At 69.2% G+C, this 20,167-nt stretch carries 24 protein-coding genes; 14 read left to right on the forward strand and 10 right to left on the reverse strand.

The features are described from left to right. Positions 1-983 (forward strand): dihydrolipoamide acetyltransferase family protein (locus E3T22_RS01615; protein WP_241983565.1); only part of this gene is annotated, 983 nt, incomplete at its 5' end. Between the two features lie 40 nt (positions 984-1,023). On the opposite strand, the gene E3T22_RS01620 is transcribed toward E3T22_RS01615, so the two are convergent. From E3T22_RS01620 to E3T22_RS01630, 3 genes are read right to left on the reverse strand one after another with little or no spacing between them, the layout of a single operon-like run. Next, positions 1,024-1,809, reverse strand: a complete 786-nt coding sequence (locus tag E3T22_RS01620; protein ID WP_134480985.1) for a putative protein N(5)-glutamine methyltransferase — start codon at positions 1,807-1,809, stop codon at positions 1,024-1,026. Positions 1,810-1,815: 6 nt separating this feature from the next. Further along, positions 1,816-2,601, reverse strand: a complete 786-nt coding sequence (locus E3T22_RS01625) for a tyrosine-protein phosphatase (protein ID WP_088457745.1) — start codon at positions 2,599-2,601, stop codon at positions 1,816-1,818. Between the two features lie 9 nt (positions 2,602-2,610). Continuing rightward, the gene (locus E3T22_RS01630; RefSeq protein ID WP_241980095.1) at positions 2,611-3,264 is read right to left on the reverse strand and encodes a GNAT family N-acetyltransferase; all 654 of its coding nucleotides are present in this window, start codon (positions 3,262-3,264) and stop codon (positions 2,611-2,613) included. Between the two features lie 222 nt (positions 3,265-3,486). Here E3T22_RS01630 and E3T22_RS01635 point away from each other — a divergent pair, with 222 nt between their 5' ends. From E3T22_RS01635 to E3T22_RS01685, 11 genes are all read left to right on the forward strand, one after another. Next, complete coding sequence (locus E3T22_RS01635) at positions 3,487-4,206, forward strand: AAA family ATPase (RefSeq protein WP_088457743.1); 720 nt, start codon at positions 3,487-3,489, stop codon at positions 4,204-4,206. A 61-nt stretch (positions 4,207-4,267) separates the two neighbouring features. Then, positions 4,268-5,329 carry a metal ABC transporter substrate-binding protein gene (locus tag E3T22_RS01640; RefSeq protein WP_241983566.1) on the forward strand — a complete coding sequence of 354 codons (1,062 nt, stop codon included), beginning with the start codon at positions 4,268-4,270 and terminating at the stop codon, positions 5,327-5,329. A gap of 7 nt (positions 5,330-5,336) precedes the next feature. Further along, positions 5,337-6,128, forward strand: coding sequence for a metal ABC transporter ATP-binding protein (locus E3T22_RS01645; RefSeq protein WP_241983567.1), 792 nt, complete (start codon positions 5,337-5,339; stop codon positions 6,126-6,128). After that, the gene (locus E3T22_RS01650) at positions 6,129-7,025 is read left to right on the forward strand and encodes a metal ABC transporter permease (RefSeq protein ID WP_088457740.1); all 897 of its coding nucleotides are present in this window, start codon (positions 6,129-6,131) and stop codon (positions 7,023-7,025) included. After that, the gene (locus E3T22_RS01655) at positions 7,025-7,861 is read left to right on the forward strand and encodes a metal ABC transporter permease (protein ID WP_134408629.1); all 837 of its coding nucleotides are present in this window, start codon (positions 7,025-7,027) and stop codon (positions 7,859-7,861) included. Before E3T22_RS01650 ends, E3T22_RS01655 begins: the two co-directional genes overlap by 1 nt. Continuing rightward, the gene (locus E3T22_RS01660; protein ID WP_134408628.1) at positions 7,855-8,265 is read left to right on the forward strand and encodes a Fur family transcriptional regulator; all 411 of its coding nucleotides are present in this window, start codon (positions 7,855-7,857) and stop codon (positions 8,263-8,265) included. Before E3T22_RS01655 ends, E3T22_RS01660 begins: the two co-directional genes overlap by 7 nt. A 176-nt stretch (positions 8,266-8,441) precedes the next feature. Continuing rightward, complete coding sequence (rpmB, locus tag E3T22_RS01665; protein ID WP_066598603.1) at positions 8,442-8,678, forward strand: 50S ribosomal protein L28; 237 nt, start codon at positions 8,442-8,444, stop codon at positions 8,676-8,678. Then, entirely contained in the window at positions 8,678-8,845 is a 168-nt protein-coding gene (gene rpmG, locus E3T22_RS01670; RefSeq protein WP_066598602.1) for a 50S ribosomal protein L33, read from the forward strand. The genes rpmB and rpmG overlap by 1 nt, the downstream gene beginning before the upstream one ends. 2 nt (positions 8,846-8,847) lie before the next feature. Next, entirely contained in the window at positions 8,848-9,153 is a 306-nt protein-coding gene (gene rpsN / locus E3T22_RS01675; protein ID WP_035835254.1) for a 30S ribosomal protein S14, read from the forward strand. 314 nt (positions 9,154-9,467) lie between these two features. Continuing rightward, positions 9,468-9,755 (forward strand): HU family DNA-binding protein, encoded by a 288-nt coding sequence (locus E3T22_RS01680; RefSeq protein WP_066598601.1) that lies wholly within the window; start codon positions 9,468-9,470, stop codon positions 9,753-9,755. Positions 9,756-9,894: 139 nt separating this feature from the next. Continuing rightward, positions 9,895-11,871 carry a cytochrome c oxidase assembly protein gene (locus E3T22_RS01685; RefSeq protein WP_174776271.1) on the forward strand — a complete coding sequence of 659 codons (1,977 nt, stop codon included), beginning with the start codon at positions 9,895-9,897 and terminating at the stop codon, positions 11,869-11,871. A gap of 32 nt (positions 11,872-11,903) precedes the next feature. Here the strand turns inward: E3T22_RS01685 and E3T22_RS01690 are convergent, their stop codons facing one another. Then, complete coding sequence (locus E3T22_RS01690) at positions 11,904-12,974, reverse strand: hypothetical protein (protein ID WP_088457737.1); 1,071 nt, start codon at positions 12,972-12,974, stop codon at positions 11,904-11,906. A gap of 215 nt (positions 12,975-13,189) precedes the next feature. Between E3T22_RS01690 and E3T22_RS01695 the strand changes: the two genes are divergently transcribed. Beyond that, positions 13,190-14,503, forward strand: a complete 1,314-nt coding sequence (locus E3T22_RS01695; protein WP_240632306.1) for an ATP-dependent RecD-like DNA helicase — start codon at positions 13,190-13,192, stop codon at positions 14,501-14,503. Positions 14,504-14,538: 35 nt separating this feature from the next. Here the strand turns inward: E3T22_RS01695 and E3T22_RS01700 are convergent, their stop codons facing one another. Next, on the reverse strand, positions 14,539-16,131 hold the full coding sequence (locus E3T22_RS01700; protein WP_134480983.1) for an HNH endonuclease signature motif containing protein: 1,593 nt from the start codon (positions 16,129-16,131) through the stop codon (positions 14,539-14,541). A 150-nt stretch (positions 16,132-16,281) separates the two neighbouring features. Further along, complete coding sequence (locus E3T22_RS01705; RefSeq protein ID WP_166789247.1) at positions 16,282-16,980, reverse strand: DUF4232 domain-containing protein; 699 nt, start codon at positions 16,978-16,980, stop codon at positions 16,282-16,284. Between the two features lie 271 nt (positions 16,981-17,251). Here E3T22_RS01705 and E3T22_RS01710 point away from each other — a divergent pair, with 271 nt between their 5' ends. Continuing rightward, positions 17,252-18,589 (forward strand): serine hydrolase, encoded by a 1,338-nt coding sequence (locus E3T22_RS01710; protein WP_134480981.1) that lies wholly within the window; start codon positions 17,252-17,254, stop codon positions 18,587-18,589. Positions 18,590-18,600: 11 nt separating this feature from the next. Here the strand turns inward: E3T22_RS01710 and E3T22_RS01715 are convergent, their stop codons facing one another. Genes E3T22_RS01715 through E3T22_RS01730 form a run of 4 tightly spaced genes read right to left on the reverse strand, consistent with a single transcriptional unit; the run spans position 18,601 to position 20,116 of the window. Further along, on the reverse strand, positions 18,601-18,774 hold the full coding sequence (locus tag E3T22_RS01715; protein WP_088457734.1) for a CsbD family protein: 174 nt from the start codon (positions 18,772-18,774) through the stop codon (positions 18,601-18,603). A 58-nt stretch (positions 18,775-18,832) separates the two neighbouring features. Continuing rightward, entirely contained in the window at positions 18,833-19,285 is a 453-nt protein-coding gene (locus E3T22_RS01720) for a hypothetical protein (RefSeq protein WP_088457733.1), read from the reverse strand. Between the two features lie 46 nt (positions 19,286-19,331). Then, positions 19,332-19,688, reverse strand: coding sequence for a hypothetical protein (locus tag E3T22_RS01725; protein WP_088457732.1), 357 nt, complete (start codon positions 19,686-19,688; stop codon positions 19,332-19,334). Further along, on the reverse strand, positions 19,685-20,116 hold the full coding sequence (locus E3T22_RS01730; RefSeq protein ID WP_088457731.1) for an Asp23/Gls24 family envelope stress response protein: 432 nt from the start codon (positions 20,114-20,116) through the stop codon (positions 19,685-19,687). The genes E3T22_RS01725 and E3T22_RS01730 overlap by 4 nt, the downstream gene beginning before the upstream one ends. Positions 20,117-20,167: the final 51 nt, after the last annotated feature.

The raw sequence follows: 20,167 nt of genomic DNA on the forward strand, positions 1-20,167 counted from the left end.
CTGCCTCGGGGCCGCGCTCGGCCACCGCCGCGACGGGACCGGCTCGTGCCACGCCGCCGGCTCGACCGGCGCCCGCGCCCGCCGTATCCGCCAAGCCGGCCGGCGCCCCCGCACGCCCCGCCGGCCCGGTGATCACCAAGCCGCCGATCCGCAAGCTGGCCAAGGACCTCGGCGTCGACCTCAGCCAGGTGGAGCCCACCGGCCGGTTCGGCGACGTCACCCGCGAGGACGTGCTGCGCGAGGCCACCCAGGCCAGCGTGTTCCGCAACATCCAGACGCCGGAGTGGCCGACCGACCGCGAGGAGCACATCCCCGTGAAGGGCGTGCGCAAGGTGATCGCGCAGACCATGGTGCGCAGCGCCTTCACCGCCCCGCACGTGAGCCTGTTCGTGGACGTGGACGCCACCCGCACCATGGAGTTCGTCAAGCGGCTCAAGGTCTCCACCGATTTCGCCGGCGTCAAGGTGTCGCCGCTGTTGATCATGGCCAAGGCCATGATCTGGGCCGTGCGGCGCAACCCCACCGTCAACTCGGTCTTCACCGACGAGGAGATCGTGATCAAGCACTACGTCAACCTCGGCATCGCCGCGGCCACCCCGCGTGGACTGATCGTGCCCAACATCAAGGAAGCCCAGGACATGAGCCTGCTGGAGCTGGCCGGCGCCCTCGAGAAGCTCACCCTCACGGCCAGGGACGGGAAGACCAGCCCGGCCGAGATGGCCAACGGCACCATCACGATCACCAACATCGGCGTCTTCGGCATGGACACCGGCACCCCGATCCTCAACTCCGGCGAGGCCGGCATCGTGGCGCTGGGCACGATCAAGCTCAAGCCCTGGGTCGTCGACGGCGAGGTGCGCCCGCGCTTCGTCACCACCATCGGCGCGAGCTTCGATCACCGGGTGGTCGACGGCGACGTGGCCAGCCGGTTCCTGGCCGACGTGGCCAGCATCATCGAGGAGCCGGCGCTGCTCCTGGAGTAGTTCACCTGGCGAGATCGCTGAGGCCGGCGACGGATACCGATCACGCCGAACGGATACCGATCACGACGGTGGCATCCAGCGCCCGGGAGTGTGTGACGTGCGGGCTGAGACCGTGCCGGGCGAAGATCGCCAGGGTCTCCGGCGCCTGCCCGGCGCTGGTCTCCACGAGCAGCCGGCCCCCGGGGGACAGCCACTCCGGGGCCGCCGCCACGAGCCGGCGCTGAACGTCGAGGCCGTCGTGGCCGCCGTCGAGAGCGACCCTGGCCTCGTGCAGCCGAGCCTCGGGCGGCATCCGAGTTATCGAATCCGTGGGCACGTAAGGGGCGTTGGCCACAATGACGTCGACCCGGCCGAGCAGGGTGCGCGGCACTGGGGAAAACAGGTCGCCGGTGAGGGCGATACCGCCCAGCGGCTCGATGTTCTCCCGGGCACAGTTCGTCGCCGCCGGGTCGATGTCTACGGCGTAAAGCGTCAGCCCCGGCTCGCCAGCGAGCAGTGCGGCCCCCACGGCTCCTGTGCCGCAGCACATGTCGACCGCCACAGAGCCGGGCCGGAGGAGCCGGGCCGCCCGCCGCACCAGCAGGCCGGTGCGTCGACGCGGCACGAAAACGCCCGGCCGGACGATGATCCGCAGCCCGCAGAACTCCACCCAGCCGAGCACCTGTTCGAGCGGCAGACCGGATTCGCGCAGGCCGAGCAGCTGCTCCAGTTCGGCCGGTGTTCCGGCGGCCGCCGTCAGCAACCGGGCCTCGTCTTCGGCGAAGACGCAGCCGGCCGCGCGCAGGCGTTCGATCACTTCAAGCGGGGCGGCTCGGCGCGGCGACATCGCGGCTCAGACCGTGCGGCTCTGTCGCCAGCTGCGCAGGGTGGCCAGCTCGGTGTCGGTGATGCCCGCCGCTGCGAGCACTGCTGGCAGGTCGAGGCCTGCCAGGGCCGTGCGAAAGGCGCCCTCCGTTGTGGTGCCGAAGGATCGGCAGAGCGCCTCGCTTTCGGCCTCCTCGTGTGCCCGACCGGATGCGACGGCCCGTTGGTCGCCGCGGCGCACGGTCTCCAGGTAGTCGTCCACGATGGCCTCGGGCTCGGCGCCGGCGATGGTGAGCAGCAGGAGGGCGATCTGCCCGGTGCGGTCCCGGCCCGCCGCGCAGTGGAAGAGCACGCCGCCCGGTGCCGCCCGGGCCAGCGCCGCCAGCGCGGCCCCCGACCGTTCCGGCATCGCGGCCAGGTGCGGCAGGTAGTACAGCGCGGTGCCGACCAGGCCGTTGTCCCAGTAGTCCGCCCAGAATGCGGTGTTCTCCAGCCCGTCGAGGTCGATGGGCACCGTGGTGAGCCAGTCCGGTCGCGGTTGGCTGTCTTGGGCGCGCTCGCCGGGTTGGCGCAGATCGACGACGGTACGGATGCCCGCCGCGTAGAGCTGATCCCAGCCGGCGCGGGTGGTCTGGTCCAGGTTCTCCGACCTGAAGAACACGCCCGCCGCGGTCGTACCGCCGGTGCGGTACGGGATGCCGCCCAGGTCGCGGGCGTTCGCCAACCCAGCCACCGCCAGGAGCCGGTCGGCCGCGCGGGCAGGTGCCGGTGCTGACGGCGGTGCTGACGGCGGTGTTGACGACGGCTCGTCCATCGACTCGGCCTAGAAGGTGACGGTGGACAGGAGGCGGACCGGGGGACGCGGATCGGTGCGGAGCCGGGCGTGGGTCTCCACATCGAAGCGCTCGGTGCCGTACTTCAGTTTCTGCCGCTCGATGCCTTCGGCCGCGAAACCCGCTGTGGTGGCGACCCGGCAGGAGGCCGGATTGTTGGTGCGGTGTCCGAGCTCCAGCCTGTGCAGGCCCTGCTCGGTGAAGGCCCAGTCGGCGATCGAGGCGAGGGCGAGCGTCGCCAGGCCCTGGCCCCTGGCCTCGGCCGAAACCCAGTAGTAGACCCAGCCGGTTCCGTGCCGGTGTTCCATGCTGCCCACACCCACGTTGCCCACCGCGACGCCGTCGAGGCTGATCGCGAAGTTCTGCCGCGAGACCGTCGCGGGGGCGAGGTTCTCGGTGATGAAACTCTCGCAGCGCGCGACCGTCGACAGCTCGATCGCACCGACCTGGGCGGCCAGGTCGCCGCTCACGGTGAAGGCGGTCTGCAGACTGGCCGCGTCGTCGAGCCGCCACGGGCGCAGCATCGCCACCGGGGCGGGCGGCACCGACCTGTCACGGCTGGCCTGACTGGTCCGACCGAGGCGAGTGCGTGGGGGCAGGCTCCCGGCGGGCGGGACGGTGCCCTTTCCGGCGCGTGCTCTCATGGCAACAGAGTAGACGGCGGGCGTCGCCACCGCGACTTGCCGCACTATCCCCCTGTGCGGGCTCTGAAGCGGGAGTGTGCCCGATGTCACCGTCGGGCGCAGCGCCGAGTTGCCGCACTATCCCCCTTCGACACCGCTGACGGGGGTGTTTGCCGCAAGTCGGGGCCGCCGCACGGCGGCGAACCGGATGCGCGAATCGCGGCCGGCGGGGGAGGATGGGGCATGGCCTTCGAGAGCACACCTTTGCGTCGGATCGAGGAAGACCCGCAGCATCCGCTGCCCAGGAACGCCTGGCCAGCCACCCTGCCGCCGGTGGCCCAGCTACTCGAGACCGGAATCGACCTGGGGCCGGCCACGGTCTTCGTCGGAGAGAACGGCGCCGGTAAGTCCACGCTCGTAGAGGCCATCGCCCTGGCCTGGGGTCTCTCCCCGGAGGGTGGCTCCACCGGCGCACGCAACTCCACCCGGCCCAGCGAATCCTCGCTCCACGACCACCTGCGCCTGGTGCGCAGCGGCGGCAGCACCCGCCGCGGCTACTTTCTGCGCGCCGAGACCATGCACGGCTTCTTCACCTACCTGGAGGAGAACCCGGGCAGCGGGCCTGAGCCGCGCTTCCACGAGATCTCGCACGGGGAATCGTTCCTCGAGCTGGCCATCGACAAGTTCCGCGGCCGGGGCCTGTGGGTGCTCGACGAGCCGGAATCCGCGCTCTCGTTCTCGGGCTGCCTGGCGCTGCTCGGCCACCTCAAGGAGCTGCTGGCCGCGGGCGGTTCGCAGGTGATCATGTCGACGCACTCGCCGTTGCTCGCCGCGCTGCCCGGTGCCCGGATCCTCGAGGTGGGCGAGTGGGGGCTGCGCGAGATGGCTTGGCGCGATCTCGACCTGGTCACCAACTGGGCCGGCTTCCTCGACGCCCCGGAGCGGTACCTGCGGCACCTCTGACCCGCCACCATCGGCTCTAATGGTTTTGACAATCATTATCAATAGGCGTAGCGTTTCGATCGTGAAGACCCCCAGACTCCTCCTCCCCGCCCTGGCCGCCTCCGCCGCCCTCGTGCTGGCCGGATGCTCGACGACCGCCACCAACGCCGCGGGATCGGACGGTGACCTCAAGGTCGTCGCCACGACCACCCAGATCGCCGACCTCACCCGCAACGTCGTCGGCGACGCCGACGGCGTCACGATCACCCAGCTGATCCAGCCCAACCAGAGCGCGCACAGCTACGACCCGTCGGTCGCCGACCTCACCGCCCTGGGCGCGGCGGATGTGCTCGTGATCAACGGCGTCGGGCTCGAAGAGTGGCTCGACGACGCCATCGAGGCTTCCGGCTTCGACGGGGTCACCATCGACTCCGATGAGGGCATCACCATTCAGGGTGTCGAGGCCGGCCACGAGGAGGAGGCCGGCCACGAGGAGGAGGCCGCTCACGAGGATGAGGCCGCGCAGGAGGAGGAGGCCGGCCACGAAGATGAGGCCGAGCACGACCACGCCGGCGGCAACCCGCACATCTGGACCGACGTGAAAAATGCCGAGGCCATGGTCGCCACCATCGCCGATGGCCTGGCCGGTGCCAGCACCAGCCACGCCACCGACTTTGAGGCCAACGAGGCCGTCTACAGCGCCCAGCTCGCCGAGCTGGATGGCTGGATCCGCGAGAACGTCGACGCCGTCCCGTCCAGCGAGCGCCTACTGGTGAGCAACCACGACGCCTTCGGCTACTTCACCGCCGCCTACGGCATCACCTATGTCGGCAGCGTCATCCCCAGCTTCGACGACAACGCCGAGCCGAGCGCCGCCGAGATCGACGCCCTCGTGGCCGCCGTCAAGACCACCGGGGTCAAGGCCGTCTTCTCGGAGGCGTCCATCAACCCGAAGGCGGCCGACACCATCGCCGCAGAGGCCGGCGTCGCGGTGTACTCCGGCGACGACGCCCTCTACGGCGATTCGCTGGGCCCGGCCGACAGCGCCGGCGCCACCTACATCGCCAGCCAGCTGCACAATGTGCGCCTCATCCTCGAGTCCTGGGGTGTGACGCCCAGCGCCGTACCCGCCGACCTGCAATAGTTGAACAGTGAACGAGAACCCTTCTCAGCAGCGGATGCCCGCACCGCTTGCCCTCCGCGTCTCCGGGGCCTCGTTCGCCTACGCCCAGACCCCGGCTCTGACCGGCATCGACTTCGATCTGCATCCCGGTGAGGCCGTCGCGCTGATCGGGCCGAACGGCTCGGGCAAGTCCACCCTGCTCAAGGGCATCCTGGGCCTGCTCCACCGCACCGAGGGCACCGTCGAGGTGCTCGGCCACGCCACCGCCCCGGCCGGCACCGTCGGCTACGTGCCGCAGACCGACGAGCTCGACCCCGAGTTCCCGGTCAGTCTCGAACAGGTTGTCATGATGGGCCGCTACCGCGAGCTCGGCTGGCTGCGCCTGCCCGGCAGGAAGGACCGCAAGGCCGTGGCCGCGGCGCTGGAGACTGTCGGCCTCGACCACCTCGCCAAAACCCGGTTCGGCGAACTTTCCGGCGGCCAACAGCAGCGCGGCCTGCTCGCCCGCGCCGTGGCGGCCGGCCCCCGGCTGCTTCTGCTCGACGAACCCTTCAACGGGCTCGACCAGTCCAACCGGGAGGCCCTCGTCGGCACCGTCGAACGGCTCAAGGCCGAGGGCGTCGCCGTGCTCGTGTCCACCCACGACCTCGAACTGGCCCGCGCGGTCTGCGAGCGAGTGCTGCTGCTCAACGGCAACCAGGTCGCCTTCGGACCACGCGAGAGTGTGCTGACCCTCGACAACGTGCAGCGCACCTTCCACGAGGTCGGCGTCGAGATGGACCAGCACACGCTCGTCGTTCCCGGCCACGAAGGCCACTGAATGGCCGACCTGCTCGGACCCCTCTTCACCGCGTTCGCCCTGCCGTTCATGGCGCGGGCGCTGGTGGTGCTGCTCGCCCTCAGCCTGGTCGCCGGCATCGTCGGCGTGCTCGTCAACCTGCGCAGCCTCGAATTCATCAGTGACGGCCTCACCCACTCGGTCTTCCCGGGCATCGCCATCGGCTTCGTCTGGGGCGGCCGCGAGGGACTCTTCGTCGGCGCCATGATCGCCGCCATCCTGGCCGCGGTCGTGCTCACCGTGATCACCCGGCGCGCCGTGTCGGGGGATGCGGCGATCGCGATCGTCTTCACGGCCATGTTCAGCATCGGCATCCTGGTGGTCTCCCGGCAGACCAACTATGCCGGCCAGCTCGAACAGCTGCTGTTCGGCCGGCTGCTCACGGTCACGGCCGCCGAGGTGACCCAGACGCTGGTCATCTGCGCGATCGCCCTGCTCCTAGTGGGCCTCACCCTCAAGCAGCAGGTGTTCCGGGCGTTCGACCGCACCGCGTTCGCCGCGGCCGGCTACCGGCCGCTGCTGCTCGACCTGGTGCTGAACGTCGCCATCGCCCTCGTGGTGGTCGCCGCATCGAGCGCCGTCGGCAATCTGCTCGTCCTGGCCGTACTCATCGTGCCCGGCGCCGTCGCCCGGCTGGTCACGGTGCGGCTGTGGGCTCTCTTCCCTCTCGCGGCCGGCTTCGCCGCCCTGTGCGCCTGGCTGGGCTTGACGCTCGGCTTCGAAGCCTCCGTCTCGGCCGGCATCGACCTGCCCAGCGGCGCCACCGTGGTGCTGGTACTCGTGGCCGGCTACCTGCTGGTGCTCCTTTGCCGCCTCGCGGTTGACCGGATGCGCCGCCCCGCCCAGCCGGCCGTCGATCCGGAACCGGTGACCGCCTGATGGGTTACTTCGAGAAGGCCCTGTTGGCCGCAGCCGTCATCGGCGCGCTGAGCGGCCTGGTCGGCACCCTGGTGCTGCTGCGCCGGCGCACCTTCTTCGCCCAGGCGCTCACCCATGCCACGTTTCCCGGCGCCGTCGCGGCGGCGTTGCTGGGAGTGAGCATCCCGCTGGGCGCCGCCGTCGCCAGCGCCGTGATCGTGGCGGTGATGACCCTCCTCGGCCGGGTGCGCCGCCAGGGCAGCCAGGTGGCGTCGGGCATCATGCTCACCGCAGGGTTCGCGCTCGGTGTGCTGCTTCAGGCGCTCAACCCGTCGTTGCCCGTGCACGTGGAGTCCTACCTGGTCGGCTCCATCCTCACCGTCACCGACGGCGACGTGCTTCTTGCCGCCTCGGTTCTGACCGCGGCGGTGCTCGCGGCCATTCTCTTCGGCAAGGAGATCCTGTTCTCCACCTTCGACCGCACCGGCTTCCGGGCGGCCGGGTACCGGGAGTGGCCGATTGAACTTCTCACGCTGGTGCTCATCGCCGCCACTGTCGTGACGGCGATGCCCGCGGTGGGCGCCATCCTCGCCATCGCCCTGATCGCCGCCCCCGCCGCGGCCGCCCGACTGCTGATGCGGACCGCGCCGGGCATCGTCCTGCTCGCGCCTCTCATCGGCGCCGGATCCGGGGTTGTCGGCGTGTTGCTGTCCCGCATTCTCGATGTGGCGGCGGGGCCCGCCATCGCGCTCACCGCCGCCGCCTGCTTCCTTCTCGCACTGGGGGCACGCTCACTGCGTGCGCGCGTCGGAGGCGTTCCCACTCCCGTCCGCGCCGGGCTACGGTTGAAATCATGAAGCGAAACACCTGGCAGCGAGAGGCCGTGCGGACCGAGCTCGGCCGCGTCGAGGGGTTCGTCAGCGCCCAGGGCCTGCACTCGGCCCTGCACACCAGCGGTTCCCCGATCGGCCTGGCCACGGTCTACCGTGCGCTCGCCGACCTGGCGCTGGAGGGCGACGCCGATTCGCTGCAGTCGCCCGACGGCGAGAGCCTGTACCGGGCGTGCAGCACCACGGATCACCACCACCACCTGATCTGCCGCAACTGCGGACTCACCGTGGAGATCGAGGTGGACGCCATCGAGAACTGGGCCACCGAGGAGGCGGCCAAGCACGGTTTCACCGAAGCCGCCCACGTGATCGACATCTTCGGCCTGTGCGCGGCGTGCACCGCGCTTGCATCGGAACGCCCCACCCCGTAGGCTGGGTAGCTGCTGCGCATATCTGTGCGTGCATTGCTTGTTCGTGACTTTTCCTCCCACCGAATCAGCCGCTGAAACTCACCTTTCGGCAGGCCGCTTCAGGGTGGAATCCAACGCGAACCGGCCGACAAGAGATCTTGGGAAGGGCATTCGCCCTTCGGTATTGGAGGAAAACCATGGCAGCAACCTGCCAGGTGACCGGAGCCGTTCCCGGCTTTGGACACAACATTTCGCACTCGCACCGGCGCACCAAGCGTCGTTTCGACCCGAACGTGCAGACCAAGAAGTACTTCGTGCCGTCGCTTCGCCGCAACGTCACGTTGACCCTCTCGGCAAAGGGCATCAAGGTTATTGATGCTCGCGGCATTGAGTCGGTCGTCAAGGACCTGCTCGCACGTGGGGAGAAAATCTAATGGCTAAGGCTCAGGACGTACGTCCGATCATCAAGCTGCGTTCGACGGCAGGAACCGGTTACACCTACGTGACCAAGAAGAACCGTCGCAACAACCCCGACCGTCTCGTACTCAAGAAGTACGACCCCGTAGTGCGCAAGCACGTTGACTTCCGTGAGGAGCGCTAAAAATGGCGAAGAAGAGCATGATTGCCAAGAACAACCAGCGCAAGGTCATCGTTGAGCGTTACGCCGCGAAGCGCCTCGAGCTGAAGAAGGCTCTTGTCGACCCGGCCGGCACCGACGAGTCCCGTGAAGAGGCTCGCAAGGGCCTCCAGAAGCTGCCCCGCAACGCCTCGCCGGTTCGCCTGCGCAACCGCGACGCGGTTGACGGACGTCCCCGTGGCCACCTCTCCAAGTTCGGCATCTCGCGCGTACGTTTCCGCGACATGGCGCACCGCGGCGAGCTGCCCGGCATCACCAAGTCCAGCTGGTAACCAGCTACTGATCGCGTAACCGCGAACAGCGCAGTATCAACAGGGGATGCCCGACTTCGGTCGGTCATCCCCTGTTCTGTGTCTGCGCCGAACGGCACCGTCGTCCCCGTACGGGGGCGCACAGTTCGCGCACAGCACAAACACACCCCAATCCGCCGGGCAAAGCGTCCCGAAACGCCGTAAATCCGCGGAATCTCGCGGATCAATGCTAGATTCAACGCGGTCGAACCGACCAACGGAGGCGTTGTCTCAACGTCGCCCGCTTCACGTGAATACCTGTTTTTTTACAGACGAAGGTCCGAGGAGGACACTCAATGGCTGACAAGTCGCTGAACAAGACCGAGCTCGTTGCCAAGGTTGCCGCAGATTCTGGCCAGAGCCAGGCTGCTGTCGACGGCGTTCTGAACGCTTTCTTTGCAACCCTCGCCGACACCGTTGCGAACGACGGCAAGGTCACCATCCCGGGATGGCTCGGCGTCGAGCGCACCGCAACCGCCGCTCGCACGGGCCGCAACCCGCAGACCGGCGAAGAAATCGCCATTGCTGCCGGCCACCGCGTCAAGCTGACCGCTGGTAGCAAGCTCAAGGCTGCCGCCAAGTAGGTTTCAGCTTTTGTAGTGCCGGTGGGCGTCGACTTCGGTCGGCGCCCACCGCTCGTTAACCGGCGGCGCCCGAAGGCGCCCGGCTGCGCGGTGGCCGGCCACGGCGGGTTCGGCTTCCCCCGCCGGTTAAGCTGGAGTGGTGCCCCGTTATGTGCGAATCATCGGGCCGGCAGCCCTGCTGTTGGCCGCGATTGTGGCGACGGTGGCGGGCCTGGTCTACGGCGGCGGTGCCGAGGCCCAGCTGCTCGCCGATCCCGGCGCTGTGGTGCGATGGGGCCTTCCGGTGGCCAAGCTGCTCGTCAACCTCGGCGCGGCCGGCACCATCGGCGCCCTGGTCCTGACCTGTTTCGCCCTGAGCCCGAAGGAACGGGAGTACGGCACCGCCATCGACCTGGCCGCCGGCTCCGCCGCGTTCCTCACCATCGCGTCGGCTGTCACCGGCTTCCTCACCTTCCTCCAGGTCACCAACGCGACGATCAGCTTCAACGACACCTTCAGCGCCACGGTCGGTCAGTTCTTCAGCCAGATCGAGCTCGGTCAGGCCTGGCTGTCCACCACCCTGATCGCCGCCGCCGTCACCGTGCTCTGCTTCGCCGTGCGCAACCAGACCGCGCTGGTCTTCGTCACCGTGCTCGCCCTGCTCGCGCTGCTGCCGATGGCCCAGCAGGGCCACTCCGCCGGCGCAGAGGGCCATGACGCGGCCATCACGGCGCTGGGCCTGCACCTGGTCTTCGCAGCCGTATGGCTGGGCGGAATTCTCACCATCATCCTGCTGCACAAGCGGCTGTCGTCCACGCGCCTGCGTGAGGTCGTCGGCCGGTATTCCACCCTCGCGCTGGTCAGCTTCGTGGTCGTCGCCGCCTCCGGCTACGTCAGCGCCGAGCTGCGCGTGGGCAGCTGGGACCGCCTCCTCACCGGCTACGGCATCCTGGTGCTCGCCAAGGTGGCGCTGCTGCTCGTGCTCGGCGGCTTCGGCGTGCTGCAGCGCCGGTACCTGATCGGTCGGATGCGCACCGGCGCCGGCCGCACCGACACCTTCTTCTGGTGGCTCGTGGTGGGCGAGATCGCGTTCATGGGCCTGGCCAGCGGCGTGGCCGCTGCCCTCGCCCGAACGGCCACCCCGGTCGCCCAAGTGGTCACCACGGCGATCCCCACCGCCACCCCGGCGCAGATCCTCACCGGCGAGCCCCTGCCGCCCGAGCTCACCTTCGCCAGGTACTTCACCGAGTGGAACTTCGACCTCGCCTGGGTGCTGTTCTGCGCGTTCGGCATCTTCTTCTACCTCGCCGGGGTGCGGCGGCTGCGCCGCCGCGGCGACAGCTGGCCGCTGCACCGCACCATTTTCTGGACGCTGGGCATGGTCACCCTGTTCTACATCACCAACGGCGGCGTGAACGTGTACGAGAAGTACCTCTTCTCCACCCACATGCTCGCGCACATGGCCCTGACGATGCTGGTGCCGGTACTGCTGGTTCCCGGCGCTCCGGTCACCCTGGCGGCCCGCGCCATCCGGATGCGCCGCGACGGCAGCCGGGGCCCCCGTGAGTGGATCCTGCTGGCCGTTCACTCGCGCTTCGCCGGCATCATCTCGAACCCGATCGTGGCCGCGGTGCTCTTCGCCGGGTCGCTGTGGGTCTTCTACTACACGTCGCTGTTCAGCTGGGCGACGACAGACCACATCGGCCACCAGTGGATGATCGTGCACTTCCTGATCACCGGGTACCTGTTCGTGCAGTCACTGATCGGCATCGACCCGGTGCCGTTCCGCCTGCCGTACACGTTCAGGCTGCTGCTGCTGCTGGGCACCATGGCGTTCCACGCCTTCTTCGGCCTGGCCCTGATGACCGGCACCGGCCTGCTCCTCGCGGACTGGTACGGCGCCATGGGCCGCGACTGGGGGCTGAACGCCCTGGCCGACCAGCAGGCCGGCGGGGGGATCGCCTGGAGCGTCGGCGAGATCCCCACCATCGCGTTGGCCATCATCGTGGCCATCCAGTGGGGTCGCAGCGACGACAAGGAAACCAAGCGCCGGGACCGCAACGCCGACCGCACCGGCGAGGCCGAGCTCAACGACTACAACGACCGCCTCGCACGCCTGGCAGCGCACGACAGATAGCGCCGGACCGGGCCCGGAGCCGGCACCCGCCGCTAGCGCAGCTGGATGGCCAGGGCGCCGTCGGGCTGGATCGTGACGGAGAGGGCCACCGAGAACGGGACATCCTCATCGCGGGTGCTCAGATCGCCGTCGTACAGGGACTGCACGTCGACCACGATGTGAGCCTGGCCACCGGTGCTGGGCATGTCGAAGGCCGTCTCGCCGGCGGTGAGTACGACCTCCGGGTACTGCGCGATCGACCATGCCGGGGCGGACTTGACCCTGTTGTCGATCTCGATGCCGAAGGGGCAGTTCGACGGTTGCAGCACCTGCTGGGTGGCGCACTCGTCGAGGAACTCATTGAGCTTGGTCTGCACCTGGCCGGTGAAGGTCGTGTTGGGCGCCGCGTCCACCGTGACGTCGGCGGCACCGGAGGCCACGACGGGCACACTCTGCACGGGCGCGGTCAGCAACGTCGAATCGTGGGAGATGTCGTAGACCGCAGGAGCGAAGGCCAAGTACGCACCCCGGTTCGAGAACGTGATCGGTGCGTCGGCCGCGGCATGGGCTCGGGTATCGAGGGTGAGTCCGTTCACCGAGAAGTCGGCCTCGTGCAGCACCGTCACCTGCAGCACCGCCAGGGGACTCGCGGCGAAGCCCCAGGTGCTGAACAGGCCGGCAACGGTGCCGAGGCGTTCCACGGTGAACTCCATCGAGGTCTCGGTGCCGTCCAGGCGGAAGTCGAACACCACGGTGTGCTGGCTCTTCTGGCCCACCTCGCTGTCCGCGGAGCTGGCCGTGTCGCTGACGAATTCGATGTCGGTGATCGAGCCCAGCACCGACGGACGTAGCAGAGTGCGCGGCAGGTCTTGGGGGAGACCGGCCGCTTCGAGGTCGGCATCCGTCGGTTCGGCGCCGGGAAGTGCCAGCGCGGTGTCGGTGTTGTGCGTGGCCAGCGCGTCGAGGTACTGCCGCACGAACCCGCCGGCGCTGTACAGATCGCGGTTGAGAGCGCCGATGGTGGCGACCAGGGCGGCGCCGAGCAGGGCGCAGATAACGCAGACCGCAAGCGTGGCACGCAGATAGCGCGCCCGCCGCTCCCCGTTACCGACCCCGTAGCTCACCTCCACATCCTACGGGGACCACCTCCAAGCTCGGTGCGGCTGCGCCGCCTGATGCGGGCCGGGCTGACCGGTGCACCGGGCCGAGCTCGGTGAGTTATCCACCGGCAGGCCGGGGCGCGGGTTGTGGGCCCGGCCGGACGGTTACAGTGGAAGGGAAACGCGATGCTCCTCGTGCCTTCGCGCCGCATCGCCCCGCATCCCACCGAAAGTTCCCTGTGACCGCGCTTCCCCCCGAAATTCCGCTTTCGCGCGAGCAGGCCGAGGTGTTCGCCGCCATTGAGGGCACCAAGCAGAACGTCTTCGTCACCGGTCGGGCCGGAACCGGTAAGTCCACGCTGCTCAACCACCTCTCCTGGAATACCAGTAAGCAGATCGTCATCGCGGCGCCGACCGGCGTCGCCGCCCTGAACGTGGGCGGTCAGACCCTGCACTCGTTGTTCCGGCTGCCGATCGGCGTCATCGCCGATCACGCGATCGACCAGAACGATCAACTGCGCAAGCTGCTCAACACGATCGACACCGTGGTCATCGACGAGGTCTCCATGGTCAACGCCGACCTGATGGACGCCATCGACCGCAGCCTCCGTCAGGCCAGGCAACGCCCGCACGATACCTTCGGCGGCGTGCAGATCGTGCTCTTCGGCGACCCGTACCAGCTCGCTCCGGTGCCGGGGGACCCCGAGGAACGTGCCTACTTCGCCGACACCTACCGCTCGATGTGGTTCTTCGACGCGAAGGTGTGGCAGAGCGCCGAGCTGAAGATCTTCGAACTCACCGAGATCCACCGCCAGCACGACGCCGGCTTCAAGACGATGCTCAATGCGGTGCGCTATGGCCAGGTGACGCCCGAGATCGGTGGGGCACTCAACGGTGCGGGTGCCCGCACCCCTCCGAGCGAGGGAGTCATCACGCTGGCCACCCGCAATGACGCGGTCAATCGCATCAACGCTGCCGCGCTCAAGCGGCTGTCCGGCAAGTCCCTCTCGGCCAAAGCCGAGGTCACCGGCGACTTCGGTGGACGCACCTACCCGGCCGACGAGGTTCTCGAACTCAAGGTCGGTGCCCAGGTGATGTTCCTCCGCAACGACAACCCGCTCGACGGGGGTCCGCGCTGGGTGAACGGCACCATCGGCACCGTGACACGGGTCGACTCCACCGTGTACGTCGACATCGACGGCACCACCCACGAGGTGGAGCCCACGGTGTGGGAGAAGTTCAAGTACACCTACAACGCGGCGACGAAGAAGCTCAGCAAGGATGTCGTGGCCGAGTTCACCCAGTTCCCGCTGCGGTTGGCCTGGGCGGTCACGATCCACAAGTCGCAGGGCGCCACCTACGAGCGGGCGATCGTCGACCTCGGCACCCGGGTGTTCAGCCCCGGCCAGACCTATGTGGCGCTGAGCCGGCTGACCAGCCTGAACGGCCTCTACCTCACCCGGCCGTTGCGCCCGAGCGACATCATCGTCGACGAGAACGTGCTCCGTTTCATGGAGGGCCTGCGCGTCACCCCCGCCGTCGAGGGCGCCTGACCCCCTCCCGGACAACCCATCGATTCGGCCTCATTCTATGAAGGCCACGGGTGCTCACCCGTGGCTGGGTTCTTGCTGGGCATTTCGATGAGTGTTTGGCCGGGGTCGATGGTTGCCGGTGGTCGTAGCCAGTATTGGCCCTGGTGTTCGAGGATTTGCCAGCCTTGGTTGTGTAGTAGTCGGTGGTGGGGGTTGCAGAGCAGGATGCCGAGCCGGAGGTCGGTGCTGCCGTGGTCGCGGGCCCAGTGTCGGATGTGGTGGGCTTCGGTGAGGGTGGGTGGTTTGTCGCAGTCGCCCCATCGGCAGCCGCCGTCTCGGGCGGCTAGGGCGATGCGTTGTGCGGGGGTGAAGAGGCGTTCTTCGCGGCCGACGTCGAGGGGTTGGCCGGTGGGGTCGAAGGTGATGTCGATGGTGCCGGAGTCGCAGATGAGTCGGTCGATGGTTTGCTGGGACACGGGTGCGGGGTTGCCTTCGAGGTAGCCGTGTCCGGTGCCGTCCGGCAGTGGGGCGAGGATGTCGGCCGGGTCCTGCAGGTGCACCCGTTTCCCGGGCGGCGACGCGGGGGTGGGGCTGAAGGTTGTCAGGATGCGGACGGCGGGTTTGCGGCCGCCGAGCATGTGGTGGGGGTTGGCCTTGGTGCCGGCTGTGAGCAGGTCGAGGAAGTTGTCCGCGGTGAGTTGGTCGGTGCTGCGGGGGTCATCGCGCACGGATTGGGCCCATGTGGCGCGGGCCGGGTCGACGAAGTGCACTCCGCCGCGGCGGGGGCTGGTGAGGCTGTCGAAGGTGGAGACGATGAATTCGCCCTGCTCGGGCGGGAACAACCCGTTGATGCAGACCTGCCCGGTGGGTAGTTTCCAGGCTCGCAGGTAGCGGTCGTCCCAGGCTTTCTGTTCTCGGACCGCGATGCCGGCCTCGTCGAGGCTGTCGCGCATCCGGCGGGAGCGTTTGAGGAGGTGGTCCACGGTCATCGTGCGCGCCTGACCGAGCAGGGTGTGCACGGTGTCGGTGAGGGCCGGCCCGGTGACGACGGTGTCGACGTCGCCCAGCCCGGTGCGGATCGCGTGTGCCGCGGCCACCGACAGGGTGCCGTCGGCGATGGCGTGCGAGATGGGCGTGTACCAGGGCAGCGGGACCGGCTCGCCGCCGGGGAAGGCCGCCTCGGGTTCGTCAGTCTCGGCGGGTTCGCCAGGCTCGCCGCCATCGTCGGTCCCATCGACGAGCCGGCGGGCGGCTTCCTCCTCGGCGGCTGCTGCGGCTTCGGCCTCGGCGGCCTCGGCGGCTTCGGTGCGCGCGAGCATCCGGCCCACGTCGACCAGCTTGCGCGCATCGGCCTTCGTCGCCCCGGTCACCTTCTGAATCAACGCGTCGGGCGACAGGAACCCCTGCTGAGCGGCCAGACCCTGCTGGCCCAGCTCCGGCCGCGACCGGTACGCGAGAGTCTTCGCCAGCCACACCGCCCGGGTCTCGACCAGGTTGCGCAACCGGGCCAGATCACGTCGACCGGTCAGAACCTGCGTATCCGACAGGGCGTCGTAATCGGCGCTGCAGCAGCCCAACCCCAACACGGCCTCGACCGCCACCGCCAGCGCATCCGCCGACCCGTCACCACCGGCCACAGCACCGGCCACCGGGCCGGGCGGAGCGCCGGGACCCGGGACGAATACATCTTCGATGGTAGACGGGCAAGCAGAGTATCCCGATATCGAACCCGTGTGTGATGAAACCTCGGCTTGTGGATAACTCCTTTTCGGGATGGACCGGCACGGAATGAGCGCGGGCTAGAAGACCACCGGACTCGCTGCGAAGGCGCCGGTTCGCGCGAGCTGGATGGCGGGGTCTGCGCAGCCGTCGATGGGGTTGGGGGTGGCGACCCGGCTGCTCTGGTCGGTGTTCGGCGGCGTCACGGCGAGCTCGGTGACCGGGATGAGTGGGCAGCCGTATGCTCCGGCCCGGGTGAGGTGCAGCAGGCTGAACGCCGAATCGCCCGGCTGTAGCAGCACGGCGGATGGCGCCGTACGCGGTTCCAGGCCCGAAGCGGCACCAATGGGCTGACCGGTGTCTGCGGACACCAACTGCACGCGGGGATATCCAGTGGCGGTGCAGGCGACGGCGCCGGAGTTGGTCACGGAGAGGTCCCAGAAGAAGCTGCCCGCGCCGCTGTCGCCCGGGCGTTCCTGCAGGGCGAAAGACAGCCTGTCGGTGGTGCACGCGGATGGGGCACCCGGTTCACCCGGTGACCCCGGCGAACCGGGACCGCCGGTCGGCTCGGGTGAGGGGACGCTCGACGGCGTGGGCGTGGGCGTGGGCACCGGGGCTGCGGAGGGGAGGGCGGTGGGGGTGTCCGTCGGGTCAAGGGTGGGGATCAGCGGTACTCCGCAGGCGGTCAGCGTCACCGCGGCGCCGACCGTTACGAGAAGCACTGTGCCGAGTCGTCGGGCCGTGAAGCCGCGCGAGCGACCCGTCCCTACGCGGATCATGCGCCCAGTATTGCACCGACTGGGCTTCTCGGCGCCGCGGGCGCGACGGGCGCGCGCCCTGGGTACACTCCCGGCAATGGGCTCTTCCGGCATTCCCCGCGGGGGTGGAATGCAGGGGGCACGGGATGGGCAGCGGGTCGTCATGACAGGTCAAAAGGCACGACAGCGGGGAGGACTTCCGCGGAGCCGAACCGGCACCGTGAGCCGGCTGAGCCGGCTGAGCCAGCTGAGTGGACTGAGCCGGCTGAGTGGACTGAGCCGGCTGAGTGGAATGAGCCGGCTGAACGCGCTGGGCCGGCGGCGGCCGGGGGTGGCCGCGGTGGCACTCCTGACGGTGACCCTGGTGCTTCCCCTGCCGGGTTGCGTGGATGCGGCGGCACTGTTTCCCATCGGCCCGGACACGGCGTCGGGCGCACTGGCCACCGAGACCGTCGCTTCGCTCGACGCCGCACTGGTCGAGGGAATGGACCTGGCCGGCGCGACCGGCGCTATCGCCGGCGTGTGGGCGCCGTGGGCGGGGCAGTGGCTGGCGAGCCCGGGTGCCGTGGGCGCCGGCATCGACCCCATCACCGGCCGTCCGGCCGGCGGCGGGGCGCTCACCACCGACATGCGATTTCGCATCGGCACCTTGACGGGCGCGATGACCTGCACGGTGCTGCTCCGACTCGTGGATGAGAAGCGCGTGGGCCTGGACGACCTCGTGTCGTCATACCTGACCCGCCTGCCCGGGGTGCAGGGCATCACCCTGCGTCAGCTGTGCCAGCACACCGCCGGCCTCGGCGACCCGAACCTCGAGCCGCAGTTCGTCAACAATCCCACCCGACAGTGGCCGCCCCTCGAACTCGTCTCCGGCGGGCTCGGATCCACCAGGACCGGACAGCCCGGTCGGGTGTGGAACCCTTCCGACGCCGGTGTGCAACTTCTCGGGATGGCGCTGGAAGAGGCGACGGGCGACAGCTGGCCGGAACTCTACCGGCGGTACGTGTTCGAGCCGTTGGGGCTGCGCGACACGTCGTATCCCGATCCGCAGGACTTCGACCTGCCGGGCGACCACCCGCGGGGATGGGCCGCCGCTCTCGACACCGAAGGTACCCCGGCCTGCACGCGTCCGGTCGATGTGACGCAGCTGTCCAACTCCATGAGCGGCGTGGCCGGCGGGGCCGTGTCCACCCTGGCTGATCTCAAGACCTGGTCGCAGGCGCTGGCCACCGGAGGATTACTCTCCCCAGACGCAGCGGAACAGCAGTGGCGGAGCGTGCGGGAAGAGGGCGCCCCCCAGTGGCGGCGATACGGGCTGGGGGCGGAGCAGCTGGGCCCGATGCGCGGCGGCGGCGGCGCGATCCCCGGTTTCCTGTCGGCGACGCTCTCCGACCCGGAGAGCGGCCTGACCGTGGTGGTGATGGTGAACGATTCCAGCGCGGGTGCGGAGTTCGCCCTGGCCCTGGCGCAGCGCCTGGCGGCTATCGCTGCGGAGATGCCCGTATCGGAGGGGCAATCGGATGCGGGGCTTGAGCTGCCCTGGACGGCGGAGGCGGCGACGGCCCAGATGCACGTGAACGCGGTCTGTCCGACCGGCACAACCGGGAATCCGGCGGCGCCGGTCGGGTGACCGGTAGGAGCCTACTTCTTGAACGCGTCCTTGACGTTCTCGCCGGCCTGCTTGAGGTTGGCGCCGGCCTGGTCTGACCGGCCCTCCGCGACCTTGGAGTCGTCGTTGGTGACCTTTCCGAGGGTTTCCTTGGCCTTGCCCTTGAGGTCCTGGGCGGTGTTCTCGGCCTTGTCTGATGCACTCATCGTGTTCTCTCTTTCTCTTGGGGGTGGTTCGGGATGGTCGGATTGGTTGTTGGGTCGGTCACAGGTCCATGCGGCGGATCATGACCGTGGGCAGCAGGGTCGGGCGCAACGAGTCGTAGGTGATGGCCTCAACCTCGGGTCGTTCCTGACGCTCGGGCAGCAGCGCCGCCAGCACGAGCACAGTGCCAACGCCCGCCACCAGGATCACCATGACCGGTGTACTCAGGTTGACCTGGCCCAGGTAGCGCAGGACATCGCCGGGGGCAGCGATCAGCGCGGGCCGGTCGAGCAGCGCGAGGACGAGTTCGGCGCCGAAGTAGAGGCATCCGGCGATGATGACCGAAGCCAGCGCGATGGCAACGACCGACCATGACGAGGGGATCTCCCGGCTCGGCTGCTGAGTGTACGTGGACCGGGTGGCCCGGCCCGCCGGGTGACGCAGCTGCAGTGCCGCAACGGCCTGGCGCGCTGCGAGCGTGCCGGGGGCCGAGGAGGGGATCGTGCGGGTCATGGCGTGGTGTTCCTTTGTGGTGTCGTGCGGAGGGAGGGAGGGGAGGTCAGTCCACCGGTGTGGGCGGTCGACTGCCGGCGCCGGTGAGGCGCACGGTCACCCCGGCGATGTCCGCCCCGGTGAGGGTGGCCACGGTGCCGCGGATGTCGTGCTGCGCGCGTTCGGTCCGGTCGAGGGCATCGTCGACCGACGTATCCGTCTCGCCCCGGTCGAGCGGCAGCAGGCGGAGAGGGGTGCGCACGGTGAGGTCCAGGCGGCCGGCCGCGTCGGCCACGTCGACCTTGACCTGGCTGGGCTGCACGGCGAGGGCGTCGGCGGCCACGGCCGAGACCAGTCTGGTCATCGCGCGCGCGGTGATGCGGTTTGCGCCGTGCGGGGTGACGGTAACGCTCGAACCGCTCATGGCTGCGAAACCTCGTCGGGCTCGTCGGCTTCGTCAGGCAGGTGCACGTCGTTGATGGTGACGTTGACCTCGGTGACGTCCAGGCCCACGAGAGTCTCGATGGCGTCGATGATCGCGGTCCGGGCATCGTCGGCGACCTGCTGCAGCGGCAGCGGGTACTCCGCCACGATGCTCAGGTCGACGGCGACGTGCGGCCCGTTGACCTTGACGCTCACGCCCTGGCTGCGGTCGGTGCTGCCGATCGCATCGCGGATGGCACCGAGGGCGCGAGCGGCGCCGCCGCCGAGGGCGTGCACACCGGTGACCTCGCGGACGGCGAGGCCGGCGATCTTGGCGACAACGGCATCGTTGATGACGGTGCTGCCGCGCGATGTGCCGGCGGGCAGATCGGTGCGGACCGAACCGATATCGGGGGTGAGGCTGGTCATGAGGCGGGCTCCTGTGCTCGTCGACCGCGCTGGCGCGGAACTGCTGTGACA

This window comes from Cryobacterium sp. TMB3-10 (assembly GCF_004402305.1).
Classification (GTDB): domain Bacteria; phylum Actinomycetota; class Actinomycetes; order Actinomycetales; family Microbacteriaceae; genus Cryobacterium; species Cryobacterium zongtaii.